The sequence below is a fragment of the Pseudomonas sp. DF5 genome, assembly GCF_058148225.1.
On the sequence record NZ_JBYVYM010000001.1, the window covers coordinates 417,371 to 442,812 of the forward strand.

General features: G+C 58.2%; 25 protein-coding genes. 6 read left to right on the forward strand and 19 right to left on the reverse strand.

Annotated features, from left to right (window positions below):
* Positions 1–37: 37 nt before the first annotated feature.
* Both AC30D7_RS01940 and AC30D7_RS01945 read right to left on the reverse strand, forming a co-directional pair.
* A complete protein-coding gene (locus tag AC30D7_RS01940) occupies positions 38–664 on the reverse strand; it encodes a glutathione S-transferase family protein (RefSeq protein ID WP_018927332.1) in 627 nt (208 codons plus the stop codon).
* A gap of 131 nt (positions 665–795) precedes the next feature.
* Positions 796–1,698, reverse strand: coding sequence for a LysR family transcriptional regulator (locus AC30D7_RS01945; protein ID WP_490132811.1), 903 nt, complete (start codon positions 1,696–1,698; stop codon positions 796–798).
* A 159-nt stretch (positions 1,699–1,857) separates the two neighbouring features.
* Here AC30D7_RS01945 and AC30D7_RS01950 point away from each other — a divergent pair, with 159 nt between their 5' ends.
* The 6 genes from AC30D7_RS01950 to AC30D7_RS01975 are packed head-to-tail and all read left to right on the forward strand — an operon-like array spanning position 1,858 to position 7,581.
* Positions 1,858–2,481 carry a CDP-alcohol phosphatidyltransferase family protein gene (locus AC30D7_RS01950; RefSeq protein WP_019651255.1) on the forward strand — a complete coding sequence of 208 codons (624 nt, stop codon included), beginning with the start codon at positions 1,858–1,860 and terminating at the stop codon, positions 2,479–2,481.
* A 25-nt stretch (positions 2,482–2,506) separates the two neighbouring features.
* Positions 2,507–4,264 (forward strand): bifunctional alpha/beta hydrolase/class I SAM-dependent methyltransferase, encoded by a 1,758-nt coding sequence (locus tag AC30D7_RS01955; protein WP_490132812.1) that lies wholly within the window; start codon positions 2,507–2,509, stop codon positions 4,262–4,264.
* On the forward strand, positions 4,261–5,571 hold the full coding sequence (locus AC30D7_RS01960) for a phosphatase PAP2/dual specificity phosphatase family protein (RefSeq protein ID WP_490132842.1): 1,311 nt from the start codon (positions 4,261–4,263) through the stop codon (positions 5,569–5,571). The genes AC30D7_RS01955 and AC30D7_RS01960 overlap by 4 nt, the downstream gene beginning before the upstream one ends.
* Positions 5,561–6,016 (forward strand): hypothetical protein, encoded by a 456-nt coding sequence (locus tag AC30D7_RS01965; RefSeq protein WP_490132813.1) that lies wholly within the window; start codon positions 5,561–5,563, stop codon positions 6,014–6,016. Before AC30D7_RS01960 ends, AC30D7_RS01965 begins: the two co-directional genes overlap by 11 nt.
* Positions 6,017–6,026: 10 nt before the next feature.
* Positions 6,027–6,647: a lysophospholipid acyltransferase family protein gene (locus AC30D7_RS01970; protein ID WP_490132814.1), complete on the forward strand. Its 621-nt coding sequence runs from the start codon at positions 6,027–6,029 to the stop codon at positions 6,645–6,647.
* A gap of 1 nt (position 6,648) precedes the next feature.
* On the forward strand, positions 6,649–7,581 hold the full coding sequence (locus tag AC30D7_RS01975; protein ID WP_490132815.1) for a phosphatidate cytidylyltransferase: 933 nt from the start codon (positions 6,649–6,651) through the stop codon (positions 7,579–7,581).
* Positions 7,582–7,659: 78 nt separating this feature from the next.
* Here AC30D7_RS01975 and glmS read toward each other — a convergent pair whose 3' ends face one another.
* From glmS to mnmE, 17 genes are all read right to left on the reverse strand, one after another.
* Positions 7,660–9,492, reverse strand: a complete 1,833-nt coding sequence (glmS, locus tag AC30D7_RS01980) for a glutamine--fructose-6-phosphate transaminase (isomerizing) (protein ID WP_490132816.1) — start codon at positions 9,490–9,492, stop codon at positions 7,660–7,662.
* 1 nt (position 9,493) lies between these two features.
* Positions 9,494–10,270: a DeoR/GlpR family DNA-binding transcription regulator gene (locus AC30D7_RS01985; RefSeq protein WP_490132817.1), complete on the reverse strand. Its 777-nt coding sequence runs from the start codon at positions 10,268–10,270 to the stop codon at positions 9,494–9,496.
* A 194-nt stretch (positions 10,271–10,464) separates the two neighbouring features.
* Positions 10,465–11,832 carry a bifunctional UDP-N-acetylglucosamine diphosphorylase/glucosamine-1-phosphate N-acetyltransferase GlmU gene (gene glmU, locus AC30D7_RS01990; RefSeq protein ID WP_019580347.1) on the reverse strand — a complete coding sequence of 456 codons (1,368 nt, stop codon included), beginning with the start codon at positions 11,830–11,832 and terminating at the stop codon, positions 10,465–10,467.
* 117 nt (positions 11,833–11,949) lie between these two features.
* Positions 11,950–12,375 carry a F0F1 ATP synthase subunit epsilon gene (locus tag AC30D7_RS01995; protein ID WP_205891182.1) on the reverse strand — a complete coding sequence of 142 codons (426 nt, stop codon included), beginning with the start codon at positions 12,373–12,375 and terminating at the stop codon, positions 11,950–11,952.
* A 45-nt stretch (positions 12,376–12,420) separates the two neighbouring features.
* Positions 12,421–13,797 (reverse strand): F0F1 ATP synthase subunit beta, encoded by a 1,377-nt coding sequence (atpD, locus tag AC30D7_RS02000; protein ID WP_490132818.1) that lies wholly within the window; start codon positions 13,795–13,797, stop codon positions 12,421–12,423.
* Between the two features lie 27 nt (positions 13,798–13,824).
* Positions 13,825–14,685 (reverse strand): F0F1 ATP synthase subunit gamma, encoded by an 861-nt coding sequence (atpG, locus tag AC30D7_RS02005; protein WP_490132819.1) that lies wholly within the window; start codon positions 14,683–14,685, stop codon positions 13,825–13,827.
* A 50-nt stretch (positions 14,686–14,735) separates the two neighbouring features.
* Complete coding sequence (gene atpA / locus AC30D7_RS02010) at positions 14,736–16,280, reverse strand: F0F1 ATP synthase subunit alpha (protein WP_490132820.1); 1,545 nt, start codon at positions 16,278–16,280, stop codon at positions 14,736–14,738.
* A gap of 21 nt (positions 16,281–16,301) precedes the next feature.
* Positions 16,302–16,838, reverse strand: a complete 537-nt coding sequence (locus AC30D7_RS02015) for a F0F1 ATP synthase subunit delta (protein WP_490132821.1) — start codon at positions 16,836–16,838, stop codon at positions 16,302–16,304.
* A 12-nt stretch (positions 16,839–16,850) separates the two neighbouring features.
* Entirely contained in the window at positions 16,851–17,321 is a 471-nt protein-coding gene (locus tag AC30D7_RS02020; RefSeq protein WP_490132822.1) for a F0F1 ATP synthase subunit B, read from the reverse strand.
* 58 nt (positions 17,322–17,379) lie between these two features.
* Positions 17,380–17,637: a F0F1 ATP synthase subunit C gene (gene atpE / locus AC30D7_RS02025; protein WP_003097235.1), complete on the reverse strand. Its 258-nt coding sequence runs from the start codon at positions 17,635–17,637 to the stop codon at positions 17,380–17,382.
* Positions 17,638–17,770: 133 nt separating this feature from the next.
* Complete coding sequence (gene atpB / locus AC30D7_RS02030) at positions 17,771–18,640, reverse strand: F0F1 ATP synthase subunit A (protein WP_490132823.1); 870 nt, start codon at positions 18,638–18,640, stop codon at positions 17,771–17,773.
* A gap of 16 nt (positions 18,641–18,656) precedes the next feature.
* Positions 18,657–19,064: a F0F1 ATP synthase subunit I gene (locus AC30D7_RS02035; protein ID WP_490132824.1), complete on the reverse strand. Its 408-nt coding sequence runs from the start codon at positions 19,062–19,064 to the stop codon at positions 18,657–18,659.
* A gap of 148 nt (positions 19,065–19,212) precedes the next feature.
* Entirely contained in the window at positions 19,213–20,085 is an 873-nt protein-coding gene (locus AC30D7_RS02040) for a ParB/RepB/Spo0J family partition protein (protein WP_490132825.1), read from the reverse strand.
* A gap of 9 nt (positions 20,086–20,094) precedes the next feature.
* Entirely contained in the window at positions 20,095–20,892 is a 798-nt protein-coding gene (locus tag AC30D7_RS02045) for a ParA family protein (protein ID WP_007934331.1), read from the reverse strand.
* 18 nt (positions 20,893–20,910) lie between these two features.
* Positions 20,911–21,555 carry a 16S rRNA (guanine(527)-N(7))-methyltransferase RsmG gene (gene rsmG, locus AC30D7_RS02050; RefSeq protein ID WP_007934329.1) on the reverse strand — a complete coding sequence of 215 codons (645 nt, stop codon included), beginning with the start codon at positions 21,553–21,555 and terminating at the stop codon, positions 20,911–20,913.
* The gene (gene mnmG / locus AC30D7_RS02055) at positions 21,552–23,450 is read right to left on the reverse strand and encodes a tRNA uridine-5-carboxymethylaminomethyl(34) synthesis enzyme MnmG (RefSeq protein ID WP_018927325.1); all 1,899 of its coding nucleotides are present in this window, start codon (positions 23,448–23,450) and stop codon (positions 21,552–21,554) included. The genes rsmG and mnmG overlap by 4 nt, the downstream gene beginning before the upstream one ends.
* Before the next feature lie 549 nt (positions 23,451–23,999).
* Positions 24,000–25,370 carry a tRNA uridine-5-carboxymethylaminomethyl(34) synthesis GTPase MnmE gene (gene mnmE / locus AC30D7_RS02060; protein ID WP_490132826.1) on the reverse strand — a complete coding sequence of 457 codons (1,371 nt, stop codon included), beginning with the start codon at positions 25,368–25,370 and terminating at the stop codon, positions 24,000–24,002.
* Between the last annotated feature and the right edge of the window lie 72 nt (positions 25,371–25,442).

Consider the following 25,442-nt stretch of genomic DNA (forward strand, 5'->3'; position numbering starts at 1 on the left):
GCAACAAGAACGGCCCGACTGAATAGGGCCGTGAACATCAGGCAGTTTTTTGCAAACCGGCGATGGTGCGCGGCATGCCGACAAACCCTGGCAAGGCTTCAACGCGCGCCAGCCAGGCCCGGATGTTGGCGTAGTCGTCCAGCGACACATTGCCTTCCGGAGCATGGGCGATGTAGCTGTAGGCGGCGATGTCGGCGATGGTCGGCTCGCTACCGGCCAGATAGGCCGTTGCGCCCAGTTCCTGATCGATCACTTTGAGCCAGGTGTGAGAATAGGCGATCACCTCTTCAGCGTTGTAAGGCGCACCGAATACAGTGATCAGCCTTGCCCTGCCGGGGCCAAAGGCAATCGGCCCGGCGGCGACCGACAACCAGCGCTGAACCTTGGCGGCACCGACCGGATCGGTTGGCAGCCAGCGACCGTTGCCGTATTTCTGTGCAAGGTAGACCAGGATCGCGTTGGAATCGGCCAGCACCATGCCTTGATCCTCAATCACCGGAACCTGACCAAACGGGTTGAGCGCAAGAAAATCCGCTTGTTTGTGTGCGCCCTTGGCCAGATCGACGAAGATCAGCTCGGTCGGCAGTTGCAACAACGACAGCATCAGCTCTACACGGTGAGCATGGCCGGAACGGGGGAAGTTGTAGAGTTTGATGGCTTGCATAGTCGACTCCGCTGGGTGGTGGCGCAGCTCAGGAAAGACCGGCGCCGATGGAGTGCTATCTTCCATCCACAACCAAAGCAACAGAATAACCAGTAAACGCAATCCATTATTTCAGCCAGTGCAATAACCCTTCAGCCGTGCAGCGCAGGATGTTCGCGCAGCACCTTCACCGCAAAGTCCACAAAACTGCGAACCCGCGTCGGGGCCTTGCGCCCACCCTGGTAGACCACATGAATGGGCAATGGCGGCAGTTCGAAGTCAGCCAGGACGATTTCCAGCTCACCGGTGGCGATCTTGCTCGCCACTTGATACGACAGGACTCGGGTCAATCCCAGGCCCATGGCGGCGGCAGAGATCGCCGCTTGATTGGCAGAGACCACAAGACGTGGCTCCGGACGAACACTGATCGGCTCTCCCGCTTCAAGGAACGGCCAGCTTCTGGGCTGCCCGATGGACGAGGTGGCGATGATCGGGGCGCGGCTCAAGTCTGCCGGATGCCGAGGCCGACCATGCTCAGTCAGGAATCCAGGGGAAGCGCAGATCACCCGCCGCACTTCGCCCACTCGAATTGCATGCTGATTGCTGTCAGGCAACTCACCGATGCGCACAGCCACATCGATGCCCTCCTCGACCATGCTCACCACCCGGTCGACCAGTACAGCGTTGATGCTGACTTCAGGAAATTGAGTCAAGTAACCGACCATGAGCGGCGTGACGAACAAATCGCCGAACAATACCGGTGCCGTGATCGTCAATTGCCCACGGGGTTGGGCATGGCTTCCGGCGGCCGAATCTTCGGCTTCCTGCACCTCGGCGAGAATTCTCCGACAGTCCTCCAGATAACGCTGACCTGCCTCGCTCAAATGCACGCTACGGGTGGTACGCGTCAGCAACTGAGTCCCAATGCGCTGCTCGAGCGCCGCCACTGCCCGGGTGACGCTGGCCGCCGACATCCCCAAGCGCCGCGCCGCCGCCGAGAAACCCTGGTCCTGGGCGACAGCGGCGAAGACCTGCATTTCCTGGAATCGGTCCATGGGTTAACTCCTGAGCACTGAATAACGCGAGGCCGACAGTTCCCGATTGGACCTGGATTTCGCTGGAAGAGGATGAGCCGTGCAGTTTTACTGGCATTCTGATTATTGTGACGTATAACCCTGATCGTTCACGCTTTCAATTGCTGAGACCGTATCCAGATGCCCTCCATCTACCAACTTAAACCCGCCTTCCAGAATCTGCTGCGACCGTTGGTTCAGCGATTGTTCGATAACGGCACCACCGCCAATCAAATCACCGTGCTGGCCGGCGTCATTTCGGTCGTGACAGGCGTCGGGATTGCCTGTTTCGCCAATCACCTATGGGTATTTCTGCTGATTCCCGTGTGGATGATCCTGCGGATGGCGCTGAACGCCATCGACGGCATGCTGGCCCGGGAATTCGGCCAGCAGTCGCGCCTCGGCGCCTACCTGAATGAACTGTGCGATATCGTTGCCGACAGCGCGCTGATCCTGCCTTTTGCCTTGATTCCCGACGTGAGCGTGTTGATTGTGCTGTTGGTCACGCTGCTGGCGTTGTTCAGCGAGTACAGTGGCGTCCTTGGGCCAATGATCGGCGCGTCGCGGCGTTATGACGGCCCGATGGGCAAGAGCGATCGCGCGTTTGTACTGGGCGTCTTGGCCACCGGCATTGCCATCGGCTGGATCAACGCGTTGTGGATTAGCATTGTGTTTGGGGTGGTCGCCGTCCTGCTGGCTTACACCTTGGTCAACCGGGTCCGCCTGGGCCTGAAAGAAGTGCAGGAAAACGCTCCCTCGGCATAAAGCTCCCAAGCATAAGGAAAGTGCAATGCGTGAAACTCAAAATCAGACCTTCACTACCCACGATGGTGTTGAGCTGTTCTACCGTCATTGGCCGGCCACGGCGGGTAATCCGGGCGAACCGCGCAAGGCTGTGCTGCTGTTTCATCGCGGCCATGAACACTCAGGGCGTATCGCCCACCTGGTGGATGAACTGGACCTGCCAGCGTTCGACTTCTTTGCCTGGGACGCGCGCGGCCATGGTCAGTCGCCAGGCGCTCGCGGCGACAGCCCGAGTTTCGCCACCAGCGTGCGCGACGTACAGACCTTTTGCGATCACCTGAACGCGACCCACCAAATCGACGAAGAGAACATGGCCGTGATCGCCCAAAGCGTCGGCGCGGTGATTGCCTCGACCTGGGTCCACGACTATGCACCGCGCATCCGCTCGCTGGTGCTCGCGTCGCCCGCATTCAAGGTCAAGCTCTACGTACCTTTCGCCCGCCCGGGCCTGGCGCTGATGCGCAAGTTTCGCGGCAACTTTTTCGTCAACAGCTACGTCAAGGCCAAGTTCCTCAGTCACGACCCGGAACGCGTCGCCTCCTACGACAACGATCCGCTGATCACCAAGGCTATTTCGGTGAATGTGCTGCTCGGCTTGTATGAAGCCGCCGACCGTGTGGTGGCCGATGCGCAGGCGATTCAAGTGCCGACCCAACTGCTGATTTCCGGCTCGGATTTTGTGGTCCACCGCAAACCCCAGGAACAGTTTTTCGAACGCCTGGGCAGCCTGAAAAAGGAAAAACACATTCTCCCGGGCTTCTTCCACGACACGCTTGGGGAACGTGATCGCGCCGTGGCCGTAGCCAGCGCCAAACGCTTTATCCTGCAAAACTTTGAATACCCGCTGGACCGGGCCTCGTTGCTTGATGCCGACAAGATCGGCCTGACCTGCGCCGAATCCGAATCCCTCGCCGCTCCGCTGCCGAACAACTCGTTGCGCGACCTGTACTGGCGCATGACCCGCGCCAGCATGCGCCTGGGCAGCCAGCTGTCAGACGGGGTGAAGCTGGGCTTCGACACCGGGTTCGATTCCGGCAGCACCCTGGACTATGTGTACCGCAACCAGTCCACCGGCAAGGGCGGGCTCGGGCGGATGATTGATCAGAACTACCTGAATTCCATCGGCTGGCGCGGCATCCGCCAACGCAAACTCAACGTCGAAGAACTGCTGCGCCTGACCATGGCCAAACTGCGCGAAGAAGGCCGACCGGTGCGCATCGTCGACATTGCCGCCGGTCACGGCCGCTACATTCTCGAAGCCTTGCAAGGCGTCAGCCCGCTACCGGAATCGATACTGTTGCGCGATTACAGCGACATCAATGTGCGTGACGGTGGTGCGCTGATTCGCGATAAAGGCCTTGAAGACATCGCGCAGTTCGTGAAAGGCGACGCGTTCGACCGCGCCGACCTGGCGGCACTGGACCCAAAACCGACACTGGCGGTGGTGTCCGGGTTGTATGAACTGTTTGCCGACAATGCACTGGTCGGCGGCTCTCTGGCGGGCTTGGCCGAGGCCGTGGAGCCCGGTGGTTATCTGGTCTACACCGGTCAGCCCTGGCACCCGCAGCTGGAACTGATCGCCCGCGCCCTCACCAGTCATCGCCAAGGCCAGGCTTGGGTGATGCGTCGGCGCAGCCAGGCGGAAATGGATCAACTGGTGGAAGCAGCAGGTTTTCGCAAAATCACCCAACGAGTGGATGAATGGGGGATCTTCACTGTGTCCCTCGCGCAACGGGTGCAATGATGGGGGCTGCCTCGAGAGAGCCGGGTTTGCTCAAACCCGCCGTACTCTGGTTGCTGGTACTGGCGCCGCTTTTTTTCGCCAGCTACGGCTTTGCCACGTGGGTCACGGCCCAGCGCAGCGATGTCGACACCTTCGTATTCGATTGGGAAACCGCCATGCCCTTCTGGGCATGGACCATCGTCCCCTACTGGACGATTGATCTGCTGTACGGTTTTTCGCTGCTACTGCCCGATAGTCGCCATGAGCTCAAGCGCCACGCCTTGCGCCTGCTGAGTGCTCAAGTGATCTCTGTTAGTTGTTTCCTGTTATGGCCGCTGCGCTTCACCTTCGAACGGCCTGAGCTGGACGGAATGTTCGGCTGGCTGTTCGCGGTGCTGGCCGGGTTCGACAAACCGTTCAATCAGGCGCCATCGCTGCACATCGCCCTGCTGGTGATTTTGTGGGTGATGTACCAACGGCACACGCAAGGCCTGTGGCGCTGGCTGGTGCATGGCTGGTTCGCATTGATAGGGATTTCGGTACTGACCACTTATCAACATCACTTTATTGACTTACCCACAGGCGCCCTCGCCGGCTGGCTGTGCGTATGGTTGTGGCCGCTGGATCGGCCCAGCCCCTTGAATAGCCTGCGGTTGGCCAAGGACCCGAAACGCTGGCGCCTGGCCTTGCGTTATGGCATCGGTGCGGCAATATTCGCCATTCCAGCCTTTGGCCTGGGCGGCGGATGGCTGTGGCTGATCTGGCCTGCCGTGGCGTTGCTGTTGGTGGTGCTCAACTACACGCTGCTGGACGCCGCCGGGTTTCAAAAGCGCGCCGACGGTCGCCTAAGCCCGGCCGCCCGTTGGTTATTTGCGCCTTACGTGATGGCGGCGTGGATCAATTCACGGCTTTGGACCCGCAAGCATCCGCAGCCCAATGAGGTTATGGATAACGTTTGGCTCGGCAGGCTTCCCGACGCTGACCAGTTGGCGCCGTTCAAAGCTGTGGTTGATCTATGCGCTGAGCTGCCGCTCAATCCGAAAGGCCGCGCCTATCAAAGCGTTCCGATACTCGACTTGATCACGCCCAGCGCTGAGCAATGCCTCGCCGCCGCCCAAGCCATTGAACACCTGCGCCAGCAAGGTCCACTGCTGGTCTGCTGCGCTTTGGGCTATTCACGCAGCGCCACCGCTATCGCGGCCTGGTTGCTGCACAGCGGTCGAGTGGCCACCGTCGATGCCGCCGTGGCGATGATCCAGGCCGCGCGCCCGCAAGTGGTGCTGCATCCGGCCCATCGCCAAGCCCTGGAGAACGTCTATGCCGGTTGATATGGAACTGCACGTGGTCGCCAGTCTCCTGCGCCGGGGCCGCACCCTGGATCAGTTATCCACAGGGCTGACGTTGCTGGGCGTGTTGTTCGGCCTGCTGCAACTGCTGCTAATCACCCCGACCGCGCCGTTCTTGATCCTCAGCGCCTGGCTAATCATCCTCGGGCTATGGCAAAAATACTGGGCGCTGCGGGTGGCCTTCGACGCTGACCTGTTTACTCTGATGGCCCGTGACGCTGACGCTTTGTCAGACCGCACTCAAGCCCTCGATCACGCCCTGCAAAACCTCGGCCTGCAACCTGTCAACCGTGCCGGCCGGCCCTGGACTGAACGTCAGCGCGGGGGGCTTAAACTGCTGCGCAAACAGGCTGTCCTGCTGGCCGCCCAAGTACTGCCACCATTGGCTGTCATTCTGGCCAGTCCTTGGTTGCCCTTCGCTGGATAAGGAAATCGTTATGTTCGAACCTGTGATCGCCATCCTCATCACCTCTATGGCCCGAACCGTTACTGGCGCCCGCAGCCTGTGGATGGGGTGCGCGCCGGAACCCGTGCAACGCATTTATTTTGCCAACCACAGCAGCCACGGCGACTTCGTGCTGCTGTGGGCCTCGCTTCCTTCCTCCCTGCGCAAACTTACACGACCGGTGGCCGGCAGCGACTACTGGAACAAGAGCGCCTTACGCCGTTACATCATCAGTCGAGTGTTCAACGGCGTGCTGATCGACCGCGAGCGCAAGAACCCTGTGGATAACCCGTTGCAACCCATGATCGACGCCCTGGAGAAGGGTGATTCGTTGATCATCTTCCCTGAAGGCACGCGCAATCTGGAAGAGGGTTTGTTGCCGTTCAAAAGCGGCCTGTATCACTTGGCAAAAAGTTACCCACAGGCGCAGGTGATTCCAGTGTGGATCGCCAACCTCAACCGGGTCATGCCCAAGGGCCGGGTGGTGCCACTGCCGCTGCTGTGTACCACCAGTTTCGGTGCGCCCCTGCAACTGACTGAAGGCGAGAGCAAAGAGCAGTTCCTTTCACGCAGCCGCGAAGCACTGCTGGCCCTCGCCCCGGAGCACTCCTGACATGGATAAACAAACCCTGATGCTGTTCGGCGGGATCGGTATGATCCTGGTTCTGGCCTCCCTGATTGGCCTGATCCTCAAACTCCGCACCCGGGGCACGGCCAACGCGGTGGTCGAAAACCTCAATGCCCGCATCAATGCCTGGTGGGTGATGGTGGTAGTGATCGGCGTCGCGTTTTGGCTGGGCACCGGCGCGGTGATCCTGCTGTTTTACGCGGTATCGTTTTATGCGCTACGCGAATTCCTCACCCTCACGCCCACCCGACGCAGCGACTATCCGGCGCTGGTGGCAGCGTTTTACCTGGCATTGCCGCTGCAATACCTGCTGATCTATTCCGATTGGTACGGACTGTTCTCGATCTTCATTCCGGTGTACGTGTTTTTGCTACTGCCGATCCTTGCGTCTCTGGGCGGCGACAGCACGCACTTTCTCGAGCGGGCGTCGAAAGTGCAATGGGGCTTGATGATCGCGGTGTTCTGCGTATCGTTCGTGCCCGCCCTGCTGACTCTGGACATCGTCGGCTATGAAGGCCGCAACCTGCTACTGATCGCGTATCTGGTGATCGTGGTGCAGCTGTCGGACGTGCTGCAGTACGTATGCGGCAAGTTGTTCGGCAAACATAAAATCGCGCCCAATCTGTCACCGTCGAAAACCGTCGAAGGCTTTGTCGGCGGAGTTCTGCTGTCCTCGCTGATTGGTGCTGCCTTATGGTGGACCACGCCGTTCAACCCGTGGCAGTCATTCTTGATTGCGTTGTTGATCAATCTGCTGGGGTTTGCCGGTGGCATCGTGATGTCGGCGATCAAGCGTGATCGGGGCGTGAAGGATTGGGGGCATATGATCGAAGGCCACGGCGGGATGCTGGATCGACTGGATTCAGTGTGTTTTGCGGCGCCTATCTTCTTTCATCTTGTGCGGTATTGGTGGACTTGAAATAGCTGACCTTTTTCCAGACAAAAAAAGACCGCAGCCAGCACTGCGGTCTTTTCATTTTCATTGCTTGTGAATAACTTATTCCACCGTCACCGACTTCGCCAGGTTCCGTGGCTGGTCAACGTCAGTGCCTTTCAACACCGCGACGTAGTACGAGAGCAGTTGCAACGGAATGGTGTAGAGAATCGGCGACAGGATGTCGTGGATATGCGGCATGTGCACAACATGAGTGCCTTCACCGTTGGTCATGCCGGCCTGTTCGTCGGCAAAGACGATCAGTTCACCGCCGCGAGCGCGGACTTCCTGGAGGTTGGACTTCAACTTCTCCAGCAACTCGTTGTTCGGCGCCACGGTGACCACTGGCATGTCGTTATCCACAAGCGCCAGTGGGCCATGTTTCAGCTCGCCCGCCGGGTAGGCTTCGGCGTGGATGTAGGAGATTTCCTTGAGCTTGAGCGCCCCTTCCATCGCCACCGGGAATTGCGCACCGCGACCGAGGAACAGCGTGTGGTTCTTCTCGGCGAACAGCTCGGCGATTTTCTCCACGGTGCTGTCCATGGCCAGAGCTTCGCCCAGACGGGTCGGCAGGCGACGCAGTTCTTCCACCAGTGTGGCTTCGACGCCTGCAGCCAATGTGCCGCGAACCTGGCCCAGGGCCAGGGTCAGCAACAGCAGGCCCACCAATTGAGTGGTGAAGGCTTTGGTCGAGGCCACGCCGATTTCGCGACCGGCCTGGGTCAGCAGCGTCAGGTCCGATTCACGCACCAGGGAGCTGATGCCGACGTTGCAGATTGCCAGGCTGGAAAGGAAGCCCAGTTCCTTGGCATTGCGCAGCGCGGCCAACGTGTCGGCGGTTTCGCCTGACTGGGAGATGCTCACGAACAGGGTGTCGGGCTGCACCACCACCTTGCGGTAGCGGAATTCGCTGGCTACTTCGACCTGGCACGGGATGCCAGCCAGCTCTTCGAGCCAGTAACGGGCAACCATACCGGCGTGATAGCTGGTGCCGCAGGCGACGATCTGTACATTGCGCACCTTGGCGAACAGCTCGGCCGCTTGTGGACCAAACGCCTGCACCAGCACCTGATTCTGACTCAGGCGACCTTCAAGGGTGCGTTGCACAACGGCCGGTTGCTCGTGAATTTCCTTGAGCATGTAATGCCGGAACTCACCTTTGTCAGCGGCTTCGGCACCATCACGGTACTGAACGCTTTCACGCTCGACGAGCGCGCCGTTGATGTCCCAGATCTGCACGCTGTCGCGGCGAATTTCGGCGATATCGCCTTCTTCCAGGTACATGAAGCGGTCAGTGACCTGCCGCAGGGCCAACTGGTCGGAGGCAAGAAAGTTTTCACCCAGGCCCAGACCGATTACCAATGGGCTGCCGCTGCGGGCTGCTACCAGGCGATCCGGTTGCTGAGCGCTGATCACTGCCAGACCGTATGCGCCGTGCAGCTCTTTGACGGTCGCTTTCAGGGCCGCGGTCAGGTCAGGCTGCTCTTTGAGTTTTTCGTTGAGCAGATGGGCGATGACTTCAGTGTCCGTGTCCGAGGTGAACACGTGGCCCAGGGCCTTGAGTTGCTCGCGCAGGGCTTCGTGGTTCTCGATGATGCCGTTATGCACCACCGCAAGATCGCCCGAAAAATGCGGGTGAGCGTTGCGTTCGCACGGCGCACCGTGAGTCGCCCAGCGGGTGTGGGCAATGCCCAGGCGACCGACCAGAGGCTCTTCGATCAGCGCCTGTTCCAGTTCGCTGACCTTGCCCGGCCGACGCAGGCGCAAGAGTTTTTCATCGTTGGTGTACACCGCCACGCCGGCACTGTCATAACCACGATATTCCAGACGCTTGAGGCCTTCGAGCAGGATGGCGGTAATGTTCCGTTCTGCGACTGCGCCGACAATTCCACACATGCTATTTCTCCTGACTGACAGCGGCGCAAATCACATTGATGCCGCGGGCCTGAATCTGATCGCGGGCCTCAAGCGGCAGGCGATCATCGGTAATGAGGGTATGGACGCTGCTCCATGGCAGCTCCAGATTGGGAATCTTGCGGCCGATCTTGTCGGCCTCGACCATCACGATCACTTCGCGGGCGACCTCGGCCATGACACGGCTCAGGCCCAGCAACTCATTGAAGGTGGTGGTCCCGCGCACCAGATCGATGCCATCGGCACCGATAAATAGCTGATCGAAGTCATATGAGCGTAGTACTTGCTCGGCCACCTGACCCTGGAAGGATTCGGAATGCGGATCCCAGGTACCACCGGTCATCAACAGCACCGGTTCGTGCTCGAGTTCAGTCAACGCGTTGGCGACATGCAGGGAGTTGGTCATCACCACCAGGCCCGGTTGCTGGCCGAGTTCCGGGATCATCGCGGCGGTGGTACTGCCACTGTCGATGATGATGCGCGCATGCTCGCGAATCCGCGTGACGGCGACGCGGGCAATGGCTTGCTTGTATTTGGAAACCGGTTGGCCGATGTCGGCAACCAGTTCCTGCGGCATGGTGACCGCCCCGCCATAACGACGCAGCAACAGACCGTTGCTTTCGAGCGCCGCCAGATCCTTGCGAATCGTAACTTCCGAGGTTTCGAAGCGTTTGGCCAGTTCGTCCACACTGACTTCACCCTGCTCATTGAGCAAGGTGAGGATATTGTGGCGGCGTTGGGGTGTGTTGCGCTTCGACATGACTTGGTAAGTTTCGATTCGAAAGATAACGTAAGCAATCAAAACCTATCGGCGAAACTTCGTCAAGCCAGCATCAGAAAAAAAGATGTGTGGATAACTCAAAAAAGATCGCAGCCTTCGGCAGCTCCTACAGAGTGAACACGAATTCCCTGTAGGCGCTGGCGAAGGCTGCGATCTTTTGATCTGTGGATAACTTAACTCTTCTTGATCTTCTCAGGCCGCTTCCAGCCGTCGATGTTCTTCTGTCGAGCCCGGCCTACGGCCAACTGAGCGTTATCCACATTCTGGGTAATGGTCGAACCGGCCGCCGTGGTCGCACCGGAGGAGATATCCACAGGCGCCACCAACGAGTTGTTGGAACCGATGAACACATCTTCACCCAGCACGGTTTTCCACTTGTTGGCACCGTCGTAGTTGCAGGTGATGGTGCCGGCGCCGATGTTGGTGCGCGCACCGATCTCGGCATCGCCCAGATACGTCAAGTGACCGGCCTTGGCGCCTTCGCCCATGTGAGCGTTCTTCAGTTCAACGAAGTTACCCACATGCGCGCGGGCTTCCAGCACTGTGCCGGGACGCAAACGAGCGAATGGGCCGGCATCGCTGCCTTCGCCGAGAATCGCGCCTTCGATATGACTGTTAGCCTTGATCACCACGCCTTTGCGCAGGGTGCTGTCCTTGATCACGCAGTTCGGGCCGATCACCACGTCGTCCTCGATGACCACTTTGCCTTCGAGAATCACATTGATGTCGATCAGGATATCGCGACCAACGGTAACCTCACCGCGCACATCGAAACGTGTCGGGTCGCGCAGGGTTACGCCTTGAGCCATCAAACGACGAGCGGCGCGCAGTTGATAATGACGCTCCAGCTCGGCCAGTTGTTTGCGATCGTTGGCGCCCTGCACTTCCATGGCGTCATGGGGTTGTTCGGTGGCCACCACCAGACCATCACTGACCGCCATGGCAATCACGTCGGTCAGGTAGTACTCGCCCTGGGCATTGTTGTTGGAGAGGCGGCCCAGCCAATCGCCCAAACGCTGGGAAGGCACCGCCAAAATGCCGGTATTGCCTTCGGTGATCGCACGCTCAACCGCGTTGGCATCTTTCTGCTCGACGATGGCAGTCACTTTGCCGGCGGCATCACGAACAATGCGGCCGTAGCCAGTCGGGTCATCCAACTCGACAGTCAGCAGACCCAATTGCTGCGGTGCAGCCTGCTTGAGCAGACGTTGCAGGGTCTCGACTTCGATCAACGGCACGTCACCGTAGAGAATCAGCACGGTATCGGACTCGATGAACGGCACCGCCTGGGCCACCGCATGACCGGTACCCAGCTGTTGGTCCTGCAGGACGAAATTCAGGTCATCGGCGGCCAGACGCTCGCGCACCGCTTCGGCACCATGGCCGATCACCACGTGGATGCGCTGTGGATCAAGTTGCCGGGCGCTGTGGATAACATGGCCAAGCATTGAATTACCGGCAATCGGATGCAGGACTTTCGGCAAAGCCGAGCGCATGCGCGTGCCTTGGCCGGCAGCGAGGATAACGATTTCAAGGGACATGACTGGCAACCAATCCTGGGTGGTCAGCAACTGCGACCAGGTGATGAAAATCGGAAAAGAAAAAAGGGTAGCCGAGGCTACCCTTTTTAATCAATCGCGCAATAAGTCGATGGCCTATTAGTGGCCGAACTTCTTGCGGATCTGCTGGACGGTGCGCAGCTGAGCTGCAGCCTCGGCCAGACGTGCGGCAGCAGCACCGTAGTCGAACTCTCCGCCTTTGTCGTGCAGAGCCTTCTCGGCAGCCTTGACGGCTTCCAGAGCGGAGGCTTCGTCCAGGTCGGCAGCGCGTTGCACGGTGTCGGCGAGAACCTTGACCATGTTCGGCTGAACCTCGAGGAAACCACCGGAGATGTAATACACCTCCTCTTCCCCGCCCTGCTTGATCAGGCGGATCGGGCCCGGCTTGAGATTGGTGATCAGCGGCGCGTGACCCAGGGCGATACCAAGATCACCCAGTGCACCGTGCGCAACCACCATCTCGACCAGGCCGGAGAAGATTTCCCCTTCCGCGCTGACGATATCGCAATGGACTGTCATAGCCATCTGATTGCCTCAACCTAAATTAGCGCCCGTTGCCGGGCGCCGGGATTACAGTTTCTTGGCTTTCTCGATCGCTTCTTCGATGCCGCCGACCATGTAGAACGCTTGTTCTGGCAGGTGGTCGTAGTCACCGTTGAGGATGCCTTTGAAGCCAGCAATGGTGTCTTTCAGGGAAACGTATTTACCCGAAGCACCGGTGAAGACTTCAGCCACGAAGAACGGCTGCGACAAGAAACGCTGGATCTTACGAGCACGGTTTACCAACTGCTTGTCGGCTTCCGACAGCTCGTCCATACCCAGGATCGCAATGATGTCCTTCAGTTCTTTGTAACGCTGCAGCACGTACTGAACACCGCGAGCGGTTTCGTAGTGGTCGTTGCCGATCACGTTCGGGTCCAGCTGACGCGAAGTCGAGTCCAGTGGGTCTACCGCTGGGTAGATACCCAGGGAAGCGATGTCACGGGACAGAACGACTGTGGCGTCCAAGTGGGCGAAGGTGGTCGCTGGCGACGGGTCAGTCAAGTCGTCCGCTGGTACGTATACCGCCTGGATCGAAGTAATCGAACCTTGCTTGGTCGAAGTGATGCGCTCTTGCAGCACGCCCATCTCTTCAGCCAGGGTCGGCTGGTAACCTACTGCCGAAGGCATACGGCCCAGCAGTGCGGATACTTCAGTACCGGCCAGGGTGTAACGATAGATGTTGTCGACGAACAGCAGAACGTCGTTACCTTCGTCACGGAACTTCTCGGCCATGGTCAGGCCGGTCAGGGCTACGCGCAGACGGTTTCCCGGCGGCTCGTTCATCTGACCGTAAACCAGTGCCACTTTGTCCAGAACGTTGGAGTCCTTCATCTCGTGGTAGAAGTCGTTACCCTCACGAGTACGCTCACCCACACCGGCGAACACGGAATAACCGCTGTGCTCGATGGCGATGTTACGGATCAGTTCCATCATGTTTACGGTCTTGCCTACACCGGCACCACCGAACAGACCGACTTTACCGCCCTTGGCGAACGGGCAAACCAGGTCGATAACCTTGATACCGGTTTCCAGCAGGTCGTTGCCGCCCGCTTGTTCTGCGAAGGATGGAGCAGCGCGGTGAATACCCCAGCGCTCTTCGGTGTCGATTGGACCAGCTTCGTCAATCGGGTTGCCCAGAACGTCCATGATCCGGCCCAGGGTCGCTTTACCGACCGGTACGGAGATGGCAGCGCCGGTGTCGACAACGTCCAGACCGCGCTTCAAGCCTTCGGTGGAACCCATCGCAATGGTACGAACTACGCCGTCGCCCAGCTGCTGCTGGACTTCCAGGGTAGTTTCCGCGCCTTGTACTTTCAGCGCGTTGTAGATGCTCGGTACGCTGTCGCGTGGAAATTCCACGTCGATAACGGCGCCGATGATTTGAACGATACGTCCGCTACTCATAGCTGGATCCTCTGAATATTTGAACCGTTAAACCGCGGCAGCGCCGCCGACGATTTCCGAGATCTCTTGGGTGATCGCAGCCTGACGCGCCTTGTTGTAGACCAGCTGCAAATCGCTGATCAAATCACCGGCGTTGTCGGTAGCGTTCTTCATCGCGATCATCCGCGCAGCTTGTTCAGCTGCGTTGTTCTCGACCACCGCCTGGTAGACCTGCGACTCCACGTAACGGACCATCAAGCCGTCAAGCAGCTCTTTGGCGTCCGGTTCGTACAGATAATCCCAGTGGTGCTTGAGTTCTTGATCCGGGGTTGCCACCAATGGAATCAACTGCTCCACGGTTGGCTGTTGTGTCATGGTGTTGATGAACTTGTTGGACACCACGGACAGGCGGTCAATACGGCCGTCCAGGTAGGCATCCAGCATCACCTTGACGCTGCCGATCAGGTCATTGATCGACGGCTCTTCACCCAGGTGGCTGATAGCTGCAACGACGTTACCGCCGAAGTTACGGAAGAAAGCCGCACCCTTGCTACCAACTACACACAGATCGATCTCGACGCCGTTTTCGCGGTTTACCGCCATGTCCTTGACCAAAGCCTTGAACAGGTTGGTGTTCAAGCCACCACACAGACCACGGTCACTGCTCACTACGACATAACCGACGCGCTTTACTTCACGGTCGATCATGAACGGGTGGCGATATTCCGGGTTAGCGTTGGCCAGATGGCCAATAACCTGGCGGATGCGCTCCGCATAAGGACGGCTAGCAGCCATGCGCATTTGTGCCCTGCGCATTTTGCTGACCGCCACTTTTTCCATGGCGCTGGTAATCTTTTGCGTGCTTTTGATGCTCGCAATCTTACTGCGAATCTCTTTTGCGCCTGCCATGTAACACCTATCAGGTTAGCAAGCGGGAGCCTTGCGACTCCCGCTGCGGCTTACCAGGTTTGGGTGGCCTTGAACTTCTCGATACCGGCTTTCAGGCCGCCATCGATTTCGTCATTGAAGTCACCCTTCACGTTGATCTTCGCCATGAGGTCGGCGTGATCGCGGTTGAAGTAAGCAATCAGCGCTTGCTCGAAGCTGCCGACTTTGGTGATTTCGACGTCAGCCAGGAACCCACGCTCAGCGGCATACAGCGACAGCGACATGTCGGCGATCGACATTGGCGCGTATTGCTTCTGCTTCATCAGCTCGGTAACGCGCTGACCATGCTCAAGTTGCTTACGGGTCGCTTCGTCCAGGTCAGAAGCGAACTGGGCGAATGCCGCCAGTTCACGGTACTGAGCCAGAGCGGTACGGATACCACCGGACAGCTTCTTGATGATCTTGGTCTGAGCGGCACCACCCACACGGGATACCGAAACACCGGCGTTCACTGCTGGACGGATGCCCGAGTTGAACATCGCCGATTCCAGGAAGATCTGACCGTCGGTGATGGAAATCACGTTGGTCGGAACGAACGCGGAAACGTCGCCAGCCTGGGTTTCGATGATCGGCAGTGCGGTCAGGGAACCGGTTTTGCCGGTCACTGCGCCGTTGGTGAACTTCTCTACGTACTCTTCCGAAACGCGGGATGCGCGCTCCAGCAGACGGGAGTGGAGATAGAACACGTCGCCTGGGTAGGCTTCACGGCCTGGCGGACGGCGCAGCAGCAGGGAAATCTGGCGATAAGCCACTGCTTGCTTGGACAGATCGTCATAAACGATCAGCGCGTCTTCACCGCGGTCGCGGAAGAACTCACCCATGGTGCAACCGGCGTACGGTGCCAGGTATTGCAGCGCAGGAGATTCCGAAGCACTGGCAGCCACGATGATCGTGTTTTTCAGTGCGCCGTTTTCTTCCAGCTTGCGAACCACGTTGGCGATGGTCGATTGCTTCTGACCGATAGCTACGTAGACGCAGAAAATGCCGCTGTCTTTCTGGTTGATGATCGCATCGATCGCCAGAGCGGTTTTACCGATCTGACGGTCACCGATGATCAGCTCACGCTGGCCACGGCCGACAGGGATCATGGCATCGACAGCTTTGTAGCCAGTCTGTACAGGCTGGTCTACAGACTTACGCCAGATCACGCCTGGAGCAACTTTCTCGACCGCATCGGTCTGGGTGTTGTTCAGCGGACCTTTGCCGTCAACCGGGTTACCCAGTGCGTCGACTACGCGACCCAGCAGTTCCTTACCAACCGGAACTTCCAGGATACGGCCAGTGCACTTGGCGCTCATGCCTTCAGCCAGAGACTGGTATGCGCCCAAAATAACGGCACCTACGGAGTCTTGCTCCAGGTTGAGGGCCATACCGTAGACGCCGCCCGGAAACTCGATCATCTCGCCGGACATAACGTCGGCCAGACCGTGAATCCGCACGATACCGTCAGATACGCTGACGACAGTGCCTTCGTTACGGGCTTGGGAGGTCACATCGAGCTTGTCGATGCGGCCCTTGATAATTTCACTTATTTCGGAAGGATTGAGTTGCTGCATTGCTCTGCTGCCCCTTCAAACTCAAGATTTCAATGCTTCGGCAAGTTTCGCGATTTTGCCGCGAATCGAGCCATCGATAACCAGGTCGCCGGCGCGGATGACAACACCCCCAATAAGGGATTTGTCTTCCTCGACTTGCAGGCGCACTTCCCGGTTGAGTCGTGCACTGAGAACCTTGGCGAGTTTGTCTTGCTGTTCTTGGTTCAATGCAAAAGCACTGGTCACTTCTACGTCTACCGATTTCTCTTGCTCGGCCTTGTACAGGTCGAACAGAGCGGCGATCTCCGGCAGAAGCAGGAGGCGCTCGTTTTCGGCTACAACGTGGATGAAATTCTGTGCCTTGGCATCGAACTTGTCGCCGCACACGTCAATGAACGTGGCGGCCTTTTCTGCGCTCGTCAGTCGCGGGGCCTTGAGCACGCGCTGCATGGTGTCGTCTTCCGACACCGCTGCTGCCAGGCCGAGCATGGCTGACCAATTGGCCAGTTGCTGGTGGGCCTGAGCGTGCTCGAAGGCCGCCTTAGCGTAAGGTCGGGCCAACGTGGTCAGTTCTGCCATGATCGCCCTCGCTTAGATTTCAGCAGCCAGTTGGTTAACCAGCTCTGCGTGCGCGTTTTGATCGATTGTGGCACCCAGGATCTTCGAAGCACCGCCAACGGCCAGGCTACCCACTTGGGCGCGCAGCGCGTCTTTGACGCTATTCAGTTCCTGTTCGATCTCGGCCTGAGCCTGAGCCTTCACACGGTCAGCTTCGACGCGAGCCTGTTCACGGGCTTCGTCGACAATCTGGCTACCGCGTTTCTTGGCTTGCTCGATGATTTCAGCTGCTTGAGCTTTCGCTTCGCGCAGTTGCTGACCCGCTTTCTCTTGGGCCAACTCCAGGTCGCGAGCTGCTCGGCTGGCAGCGTCCAGACCATCAGCGATCTTCTTTTGACGTTCGTGCAGTGCCGCGATGACCGGAGGCCATACGAACTTCATGCAAAACAGTACAAAAATCAGGAACGCAACGGACTGGCCAATCAGGGTCGCATTAATGTTCACGCCAACACCTCGCAGTTACGTTGTCCATCACACCAAATTACCCGGAAGATCCGAGTAATTAGCCAGCGATTTGACCAACGAACGGGTTCGCAAAGGTGAAGAACAGAGCGATACCAACACCGATCATGGTTACGGCGTCGAGCAGACCGGCAACGATGAACATTTTAACTTGCAGCATTGGAACCATTTCTGGCTGACGCGCTGCGCCTTCCAGGAACTTGCCGCCCAGCAGGCCGAAACCAATTGCGGTACCCAGTGCGCCCAGGCCGATCAACAGTGCAACAGCGATAGCGGTTAGACCAACTACAGTTTCCATCTTTCCTCCCGACTTTTACGTCGTATGGTTTAGGTTTTTTAGATTAAAGCGGTAAAACAAATCGTTTCAGAGGCCCCGTAAAGAGCCCCTTCCCGTTTGACCGGGAAGGACATCAGACTAGTCGAGACTGGTCTTAATGGTTTTCTTCGTGCGCCATCGACAGGTAGACGATGGTCAGCATCATGAAGATGAACGCCTGCAGGGTGATGATCAGGATGTGGAACACAGCCCACGCCCACTGCAGAACTACGCCCAGGCCGCTCAGCCAGAGCAGACCGCTGCCGAACATCACAGCGATCAGAATGAACACCAGCTCACCGGCATACATGTTGCCAAACAGACGCAGAGCCAGGGAGATCGGCTTGGCGATCAGGGTGACGAACTCCAGCAGGAAGTTCACCGGAATCAGCAGCGCCTGAACGAAGATGTTCTTGCTGCCGAACGGGTGCAGGGTCAGTTCGCCGACAAAGCCGCCGATGCCCTTGATCTTGATGCTGTAGAAGATGATCAGTGCGAAAACCGAGAACGCCATGCCCAGGGTCGCGTTCGGGTCGGTCGTCGACACGGCGCGGAACGGAATGTGGTGGTCGCCGGAGATCAGGATGGCCAGTTGAGGAATCCAGTCGACCGGTACCAGGTCGACGGCGTTCATCAGGAAGACCCAGACGAAGATGGTCAGTGCCAGCGGTGCAACCACCGGGCTACGGCCATGGAAGCTGTCTTTCACGCTGCCATCGACGAATTCGACCAATACTTCAACGAAGTTCTGCAAAGCACCAGGCTGACCGGAAGTCGCCTTCTTTGCCGCCATGCGGAAAAGAAGAACGAAGATCAGACCCAACGCGACCGACCAGCCGAGGGTATCGACGTGGAAAGCCCAGAAGCCCATTTCTTTGGCTTCTGCTGCGGTGTGGGCAAAGCCCCAGCCGCCGTTGGGTAGCTGACCAAAGGTCAGGTTCTGCAAGTGGTGCTGGATATAGCCCGAAGCGGTTGTTTCTGCCATGGTTGCCTCAAACGCCCTAAGGTCTCGAAAGTCTTGTTCTCATAAGCAGGGGAGCGAACCAGCTGACCAGTTGGGTCAACACGAAGACGCCGAATACTGCTAACGGCGCCAATGGCTTCACACCTGCAAACGTCAATGCAAACAGCACTGCCGTCAAAATCAGTTTGCCCGCCTCGCCGGCATAAAAAGACCGAACGATGGCTTGAGCTGCTCGGGCGCCGGAAAACCGAAATGCCCTGTGTGCAAAATAAATATTGGGAAGCAAGGCTATCAGGCCTCCGCAAAGTCCTGAGTACCCGGCAACGACTCCATGCCATTGCCAGAGCGCCAAAGCGGCAATCAGCAAAACGACAAGTTGAGCCATTAACACCGGAAAAACAGCCAGTCGATGGAACGGCAAGCGGTCTGGCGTGCGGTTTTCCATCACTTTTGCTCCCCAATGGTCGGCTGCCGTAGTTCAATAACTTGGCATAATTTGTGCCGACAAAATGCGCGCAGAGTATAGGGGCGGTTCTGCCCCTATTCAACTGTCAGGTAGTGATTTCCGACTTCACGCTACAAGAGGAATTGTTTCAGCGGATGTGTGCGAGCACACCTTGAAGTTCATCAAGAGAGTTGTAGCCGATCACCAACTGACCCTTACCCTTCTTTCCGTGGCGGATCTGCACCGCAGAGCCTAGGCGCTCGGCCAGGCGCTGCTCGAGCCGGGCGATATCCGGATCCGGTTTTACCGGTTCCACAGGCTCCGGTTTGCCACTCAACCACTGGCGAACCAGTGCTTCAGTCTGGCGCACAGTCAGCCCCCGTGCGACAACATGTCGCGCCCCTTCAACCTGTTGGTTTTCCGGTAAACCCAGCAAGGCACGGGCATGACCCATTTCCAGGTCGCCGTGAGACAGCATGGTCTTGATGACTTCCGGCAACGAAATCAGGCGCAACAGGTTGGCCACGGTGACGCGGGACTTACCCACAGCCTCGGCCACTTGTTGCTGAGTCAACTGGAATTCCTGCTGCAAGCGCTGCAAGGCCACCGCTTCTTCGATCGGATTGAGGTCTTCGCGCTGGATGTTCTCGATCAGCGCCATGGCGATGGCGGTTTCATCCGGCACATCGCGAACCATCGCCGGAATGGTTTCCTGGCCAGCCTGCTGGCTGGCACGCCAGCGGCGTTCGCCGGCGATGATTTCGAAGCGGCCACTGCCGATCGGGCGAACCACGATTGGTTGCATCACGCCCTGGGCCTTGATCGACTGCGCCAGCTCTTCCAGCGCCTGAGGATCCATGTCCCGACGCGGCTGGTACTTGCCACGCTGGATCAGGTCCAGGGGCAGGTGTTGCAGCTCACGCTGGTCGGCTTGCACCGCTTGTTCTTCCAGCGAGCTGACAGTCGGACCACTCAGCAGTGCATCCAGTCCACGTCCGAGACCTCGTTTCTTGACGGCCATGGGGATTCCTTAAGTTGCCTGGGCAGCGGCGGTGCGTGAATTTTTGCGCTGACGGCGAACCATCTCGCCGGCCAATGCCAGATAGGCGATCGCGCCGCGCGATGATTTGTCGTACGCCAACGCCGGCATGCCATAGCTTGGTGCTTCGGCCAGACGGATGTTGCGCGGAATCACTGTGTCATAGAGCTGATCGCCAAAGTGTTCCTTGAGCTGCGCCGAGACGTCGTTCATCAGGCTCAGGCGCGGGTCATACATGGTCCGCAACAGGCCTTCGACTTTCAGGTTCGGGTTCAGCAGTTCGGCAATGCGCTTGATGTTATCCACAAGGTCGCTCAACCCTTCGAGCGCGAAGTACTCGCACTGCATGGGGATAATGACCCCGTCGGCGGCAACCAGCGCATTGAGCGTGAGCATCGACAGCGAAGGCGGGCAGTCGATCAAAATGTAATCGTAGTTTTCACGGATCGGCGCCAACGCACTGCGCAGACGGCTTTCCTTCATCTGCATTTCCAGCAGAACGACTTCCGCCGCGGTCAGATCGCGGTTGGCCGGCAACAACTGGTAACCACCGTGTTCGGAATAGTGCATGGCCTGGGCCAGATCGCATTCACCGATCAGCAGATCGTAGACCGAGTTTTCCAGGCCGTGTTTATCCACACCGCTACCCATGGTGGCGTTGCCCTGTGGATCAAGATCGATCAACAGCACCCGACGCTTGGTAGCGACCAGGGAAGCTGCGAGGTTGATGCAGGTGGTGGTCTTGCCCACACCACCCTTTTGGTTCGCTATCGCGAATACCTTAGCCATTCTTGCTTGTGTTCCCAATCATGCCGTGCGGCGCAGTATCAGCAGATGGCGTTGGCCTTGGCAACCGGGTACGGCCAGGGCGTGTTCGCTATCGAGGTGGAAGTCTGCCGGCAATGCTACCAGCTCATCGGCGGGATGAACGCCCTTCATTGCCAGCCAGCGTGTATCGGCGTCGCCCAAATGGCGAGTCCAGTTGCTGAAGTTTTCCATGCTGCTGAACGCCCGGGAAATGATCCCGTTGAATGGCAGTTCAGGCTGGAACGCTTCGACGCGACTGTGGATAACTTGCAGGTTATCCAGTTTGAGTTCGAGTTTTACCTGGGTCAGGAAGCGGGTTTTCTTGCCGTTGCTGTCCAGACAGGTCACCTGGGACTCTGGAAACAGGATCGCCAACGGAATGCCCGGCATGCCGCCGCCGCTGCCAACGTCCAGCCAGCGACCGTTTTCGACGAACGACATCACACTCAGACTATCGAGCAGGTGACGGGAGACCATTTCGTCCGGATCGCGCACGGCGGTCAGGTTGTAAGCCTTGTTCCATTTGATCAACAAGGCCAGATAGCCCAGCAGCTGAGCGTGCTGGGCTTCCGTCAGTGTGACACCGAGCTGGCGAGCACCTGTGGATAACTCTTCTGCATGTTGCGAGGTAACCAACGAACTCAAGCGCTTTGCTCCAACTGACGGCCCGCGCCGCGTTTTTTCAAATGAATCATCAACAGCGAAATCGCCGCCGGGGTCACGCCCGGAATACGCGACGCCTGGCCCAAAGTCTCTGGACGGGTCGCACCGAGCTTGCTCTGGATCTCTTTGGAGAGACCGGAGATGTTCGTGTAATCGATATCCACAGGCAGTTTGGTGTCTTCGCTGGCCCGCAGGCGTGCGATTTCATCCTGTTGACGGTCGATATAACCGGCGTATTTGGTCTTGATTTCAACCTGTTCGGCGACCTGTGGATCTTCTGCGCCCCCGCCAGTCACGGCGATCAGACCAGCGTAGTCGATTTCCGGACGGCTCAGCAGGTTGAGCAAATTGTATTCGTGGGTCAGCGGCGTACCGAACTTCTCGGCAATCGCATCGCCCTGCTCGGTGCCCGGGCGAACCCAGGTACTTTTCAGGCGTTGCTCTTCCAGGTCGATGCTTTCGCGTTTCTTGCAGAAAGCCGCCCAACGCGCGTCATCCACCAGACCCAGTTCGCGACCTTTTTCGGTCAGGCGCAGGTCGGCGTTGTCTTCGCGCAGAATCAAGCGGTATTCGGCGCGGGATGTGAACATCCGATACGGTTCCTGGGTACCGAGGGTAATCAGGTCGTCAACCAAAACACCGATATAGGCTTCGTCGCGACGCGGGCACCAGGCGTCTTTGCCCTGGGCTCGCAGTGCGGCGTTGGCTCCGGCCAGCAAACCCTGGGCGCCGGCTTCTTCGTAACCGGTGGTGCCGTTGATCTGCCCGGCGAAGAACAGACCGGCGATCACTTTGGTTTCCAGGCTGTACTTCAGGTCACGCGGGTCGAAGTAGTCGTATTCGATGGCGTAGCCCGGACGCACGATGTGCGCGTTTTCCATGCCACGGATCGATTGCACGATCTGCAGTTGCACGTCGAACGGCAAGGAGGTGGATATCCCGTTCGGGTACAACTCGTGAGTGGTCAACCCTTCCGGTTCGATGAAGACCTGGTGGCTTTCCTTGTCGGCAAAGCGGTGGATCTTGTCTTCGATCGACGGGCAATAACGTGGGCCAATGCCTTCGATCAACCCGGCATCGGAATACATCGGCGAACGGTCGAGGTTGGCAGCAATGATTTCGTGGGTCCGGGCGTTGGTGTGGGTGATCCAGCAGCTGACCTGTTTCGGGTGCTGTTCTTTGGAGCCCATGAACGACATCACCGGAATCGGTGTATCCCCTGCTTGCTCGGTCATCACCGAGAAATCCACAGAGCGACCGTCGATACGCGGTGGTGTACCGGTTTTCAGGCGACCGACACGCAACGGTAATTCACGCAGACGACGTGCCAAAGCAATCGACGGCGGATCACCGGCGCGACCGCCGGAGTAATTCTGCATGCCAATGTGGATAAGTCCGCCAAGGAAGGTCCCGGTGGTCAAAACCACGGAATCGGCGAAGAACCTCAGGCCCATTTGGGTGACAACACCGCGGACCTGTTCCTGTTCGACGATCAGGTCGTCGGCTGCCTGTTGAAATATCCACAGGTTCGGCTGGTTTTCCAACGCTTCGCGGACAGCTGCCTTGTACAGAACCCGATCTGCCTGGGCGCGAGTGGCACGCACGGCCGGGCCTTTGCGGCTATTCAATACGCGAAATTGAATACCACCTTTATCGGTAGCCATGGCCATCGCGCCGCCCAGGGCATCGATTTCCTTGACCAGATGGCTTTTGCCGATCCCACCAATGGCGGGGTTGCAGCTCATGGCACCGAGGGTTTCCACGTTATGCGTCAGCAACAGGGTTTTTGCCCCCATACGTGCTGATGCAAGTGCTGCCTCGGTACCGGCATGACCGCCGCCGATGACGATCACTTCAAAACGGGAAGGGAAATCCACCACGCACCTCGTGCCTGCTTTAGTCAGGTAATCCGGAATAGTTTGAGCTCAGGTTCTTGGACCTGGTCGGCAAGTATAGGGACTTCGCCCTTCCTAAAGAACCCTTTGCACAAAATTTAACCAGCTGTGGAGAAGTCGGGGTTATAGAAATTAAAAAGAGAGAAATTTATTAAATCTTTGTTTTTATGTTTATTTCTACTGACCCACCTTTCTGTGGATAGATTTATGAAAGCCTTTATTTTCAATGTGTACAGAGATTCAAAACCCTGTGGTCATGTGCCAATGAGGCCCTTGGATAACCGGTGTAAGCCTGTGGATGAAAGGGATGGTTATCCACAGAGGCGGTTATCTTCAGTTTTGAGGCCTTGTTATCAACTGCCCTTAGCGGCAGTTATTCACAGGGCTTAATCCACAGAAAAGGGCTGACCGAGCAAATCCCGGGCGCGGAAAATCCGTCCGAACAGAAAAATCTGCTCGAGAACGGAGGGCTATTTCAGAAGAAGAGGAGCAGACAGGCCAGAACGGCCTGCCTGTGGGTAATGCAGAGGGCTATTTACCGATGCAGAAGCTGGAAAAGATTCTGCCCAGCAGATCATCGGAGCTGAATGCGCCGGTGATTTCGCCCAAAGACTGCTGGGCTTGCCGCAAATCTTCGGCCAGCAGTTCACCAGCACCCGCTAGTGTCAGCTGTGCACGGCCGTGCTCAAGGGAAGCACTCGCATGGCGCAGTGCCTCCAGGTGACGCCTGCGAGCACTGAAGCTGCTTTCAGAGGTCTGCTCGTAACCCATGCATGCCTTGAGATGATCACGCAGCAATTCCAGGCCTTCGCCAGCGGACCTGGCACTGAGGCTGATAGTGACGTGACCATCGTCGCTGACTTCCAGGGCGATCGCTTCGCCCGTCAGGTCTGCCTTGTTACGAATCAACGTCACTTTTGCCGGATCCGGGCGGGTTTCGAGGAATTCAGGCCACAAGGCAAACGGATCAAGGGCCTCAGGAGCGGTGGCATCGACCACCAGCAATACCCGATCCGCTTCGCCGATGGCTTTCAATGCCCGTTCGACGCCGATTTTTTCCACCTGATCATCGGTATCCCGCAGACCGGCGGTGTCGACCACGTGCAACGGCATGCCATCGATGTGGATATGTTCGCGAAGAATGTCCCGGGTCGTGCCGGCGATCTCGGTCACGATCGCGGCTTCACGTCCGGCCAGGGCATTCAGAAGGCTGGACTTGCCGGCATTCGGCCGGCCGGCAATGACTACCGTCATGCCGTCACGCAGCAAGGCCCCCTGCCCGGCTTCCCGAAGCACTGTGGATAATTCGTCGCGTACTTTGTCCAGCATGCTCAGCACATGGCCATCGGCGAGGAAGTCGATTTCTTCTTCAGGGAAATCAATGGCCGCTTCGACGTAAATGCGCAGGCCTATCAATTGCTCGGTAAGGTTATGCACACGTTGGGAAAACGCACCTTGCAACGAACGCAGGGCATTTCGTGCAGCCTGTGCAGAACTCGCCTCGATCAAGTCGGCGATGGCTTCGGCCTGAGCCAGGTCGAGTTTGTCATTGAGGAAGGCGCGTTCGCTGAATTCACCCGGCCGAGCCAGACGGCAGCCCAGTTCGAGGCAGCGTTTGAGCAACATATCCAGGACGATTGGACCGCCGTGGCCCTGCAGCTCCAGCACATCTTCGCCGGTGAACGAATTCGGTCCCGGGAAATACAGCGCGATGCCTTCGTCCAGCACCTCTTCGTTTTCACTGAGGAACGGGCCGTAATGGGCGAACCGCGGTTTCAGTTCGCGGCCGCTGATGGCTTTGGCCGCCACACTCGCCAGCGGCCCGGAAATACGGACGATGCCTACACCGCCGCGCCCCTGGGCGGTGGCGACGGCTGCGATGGTTTCACGAGGAACGCTCATAAACCGGTATCCAGACAAAAGTGACAGATAGCAAAACGCCCCACTAGGGGGCGTTTTGAGTGGTTATCCACA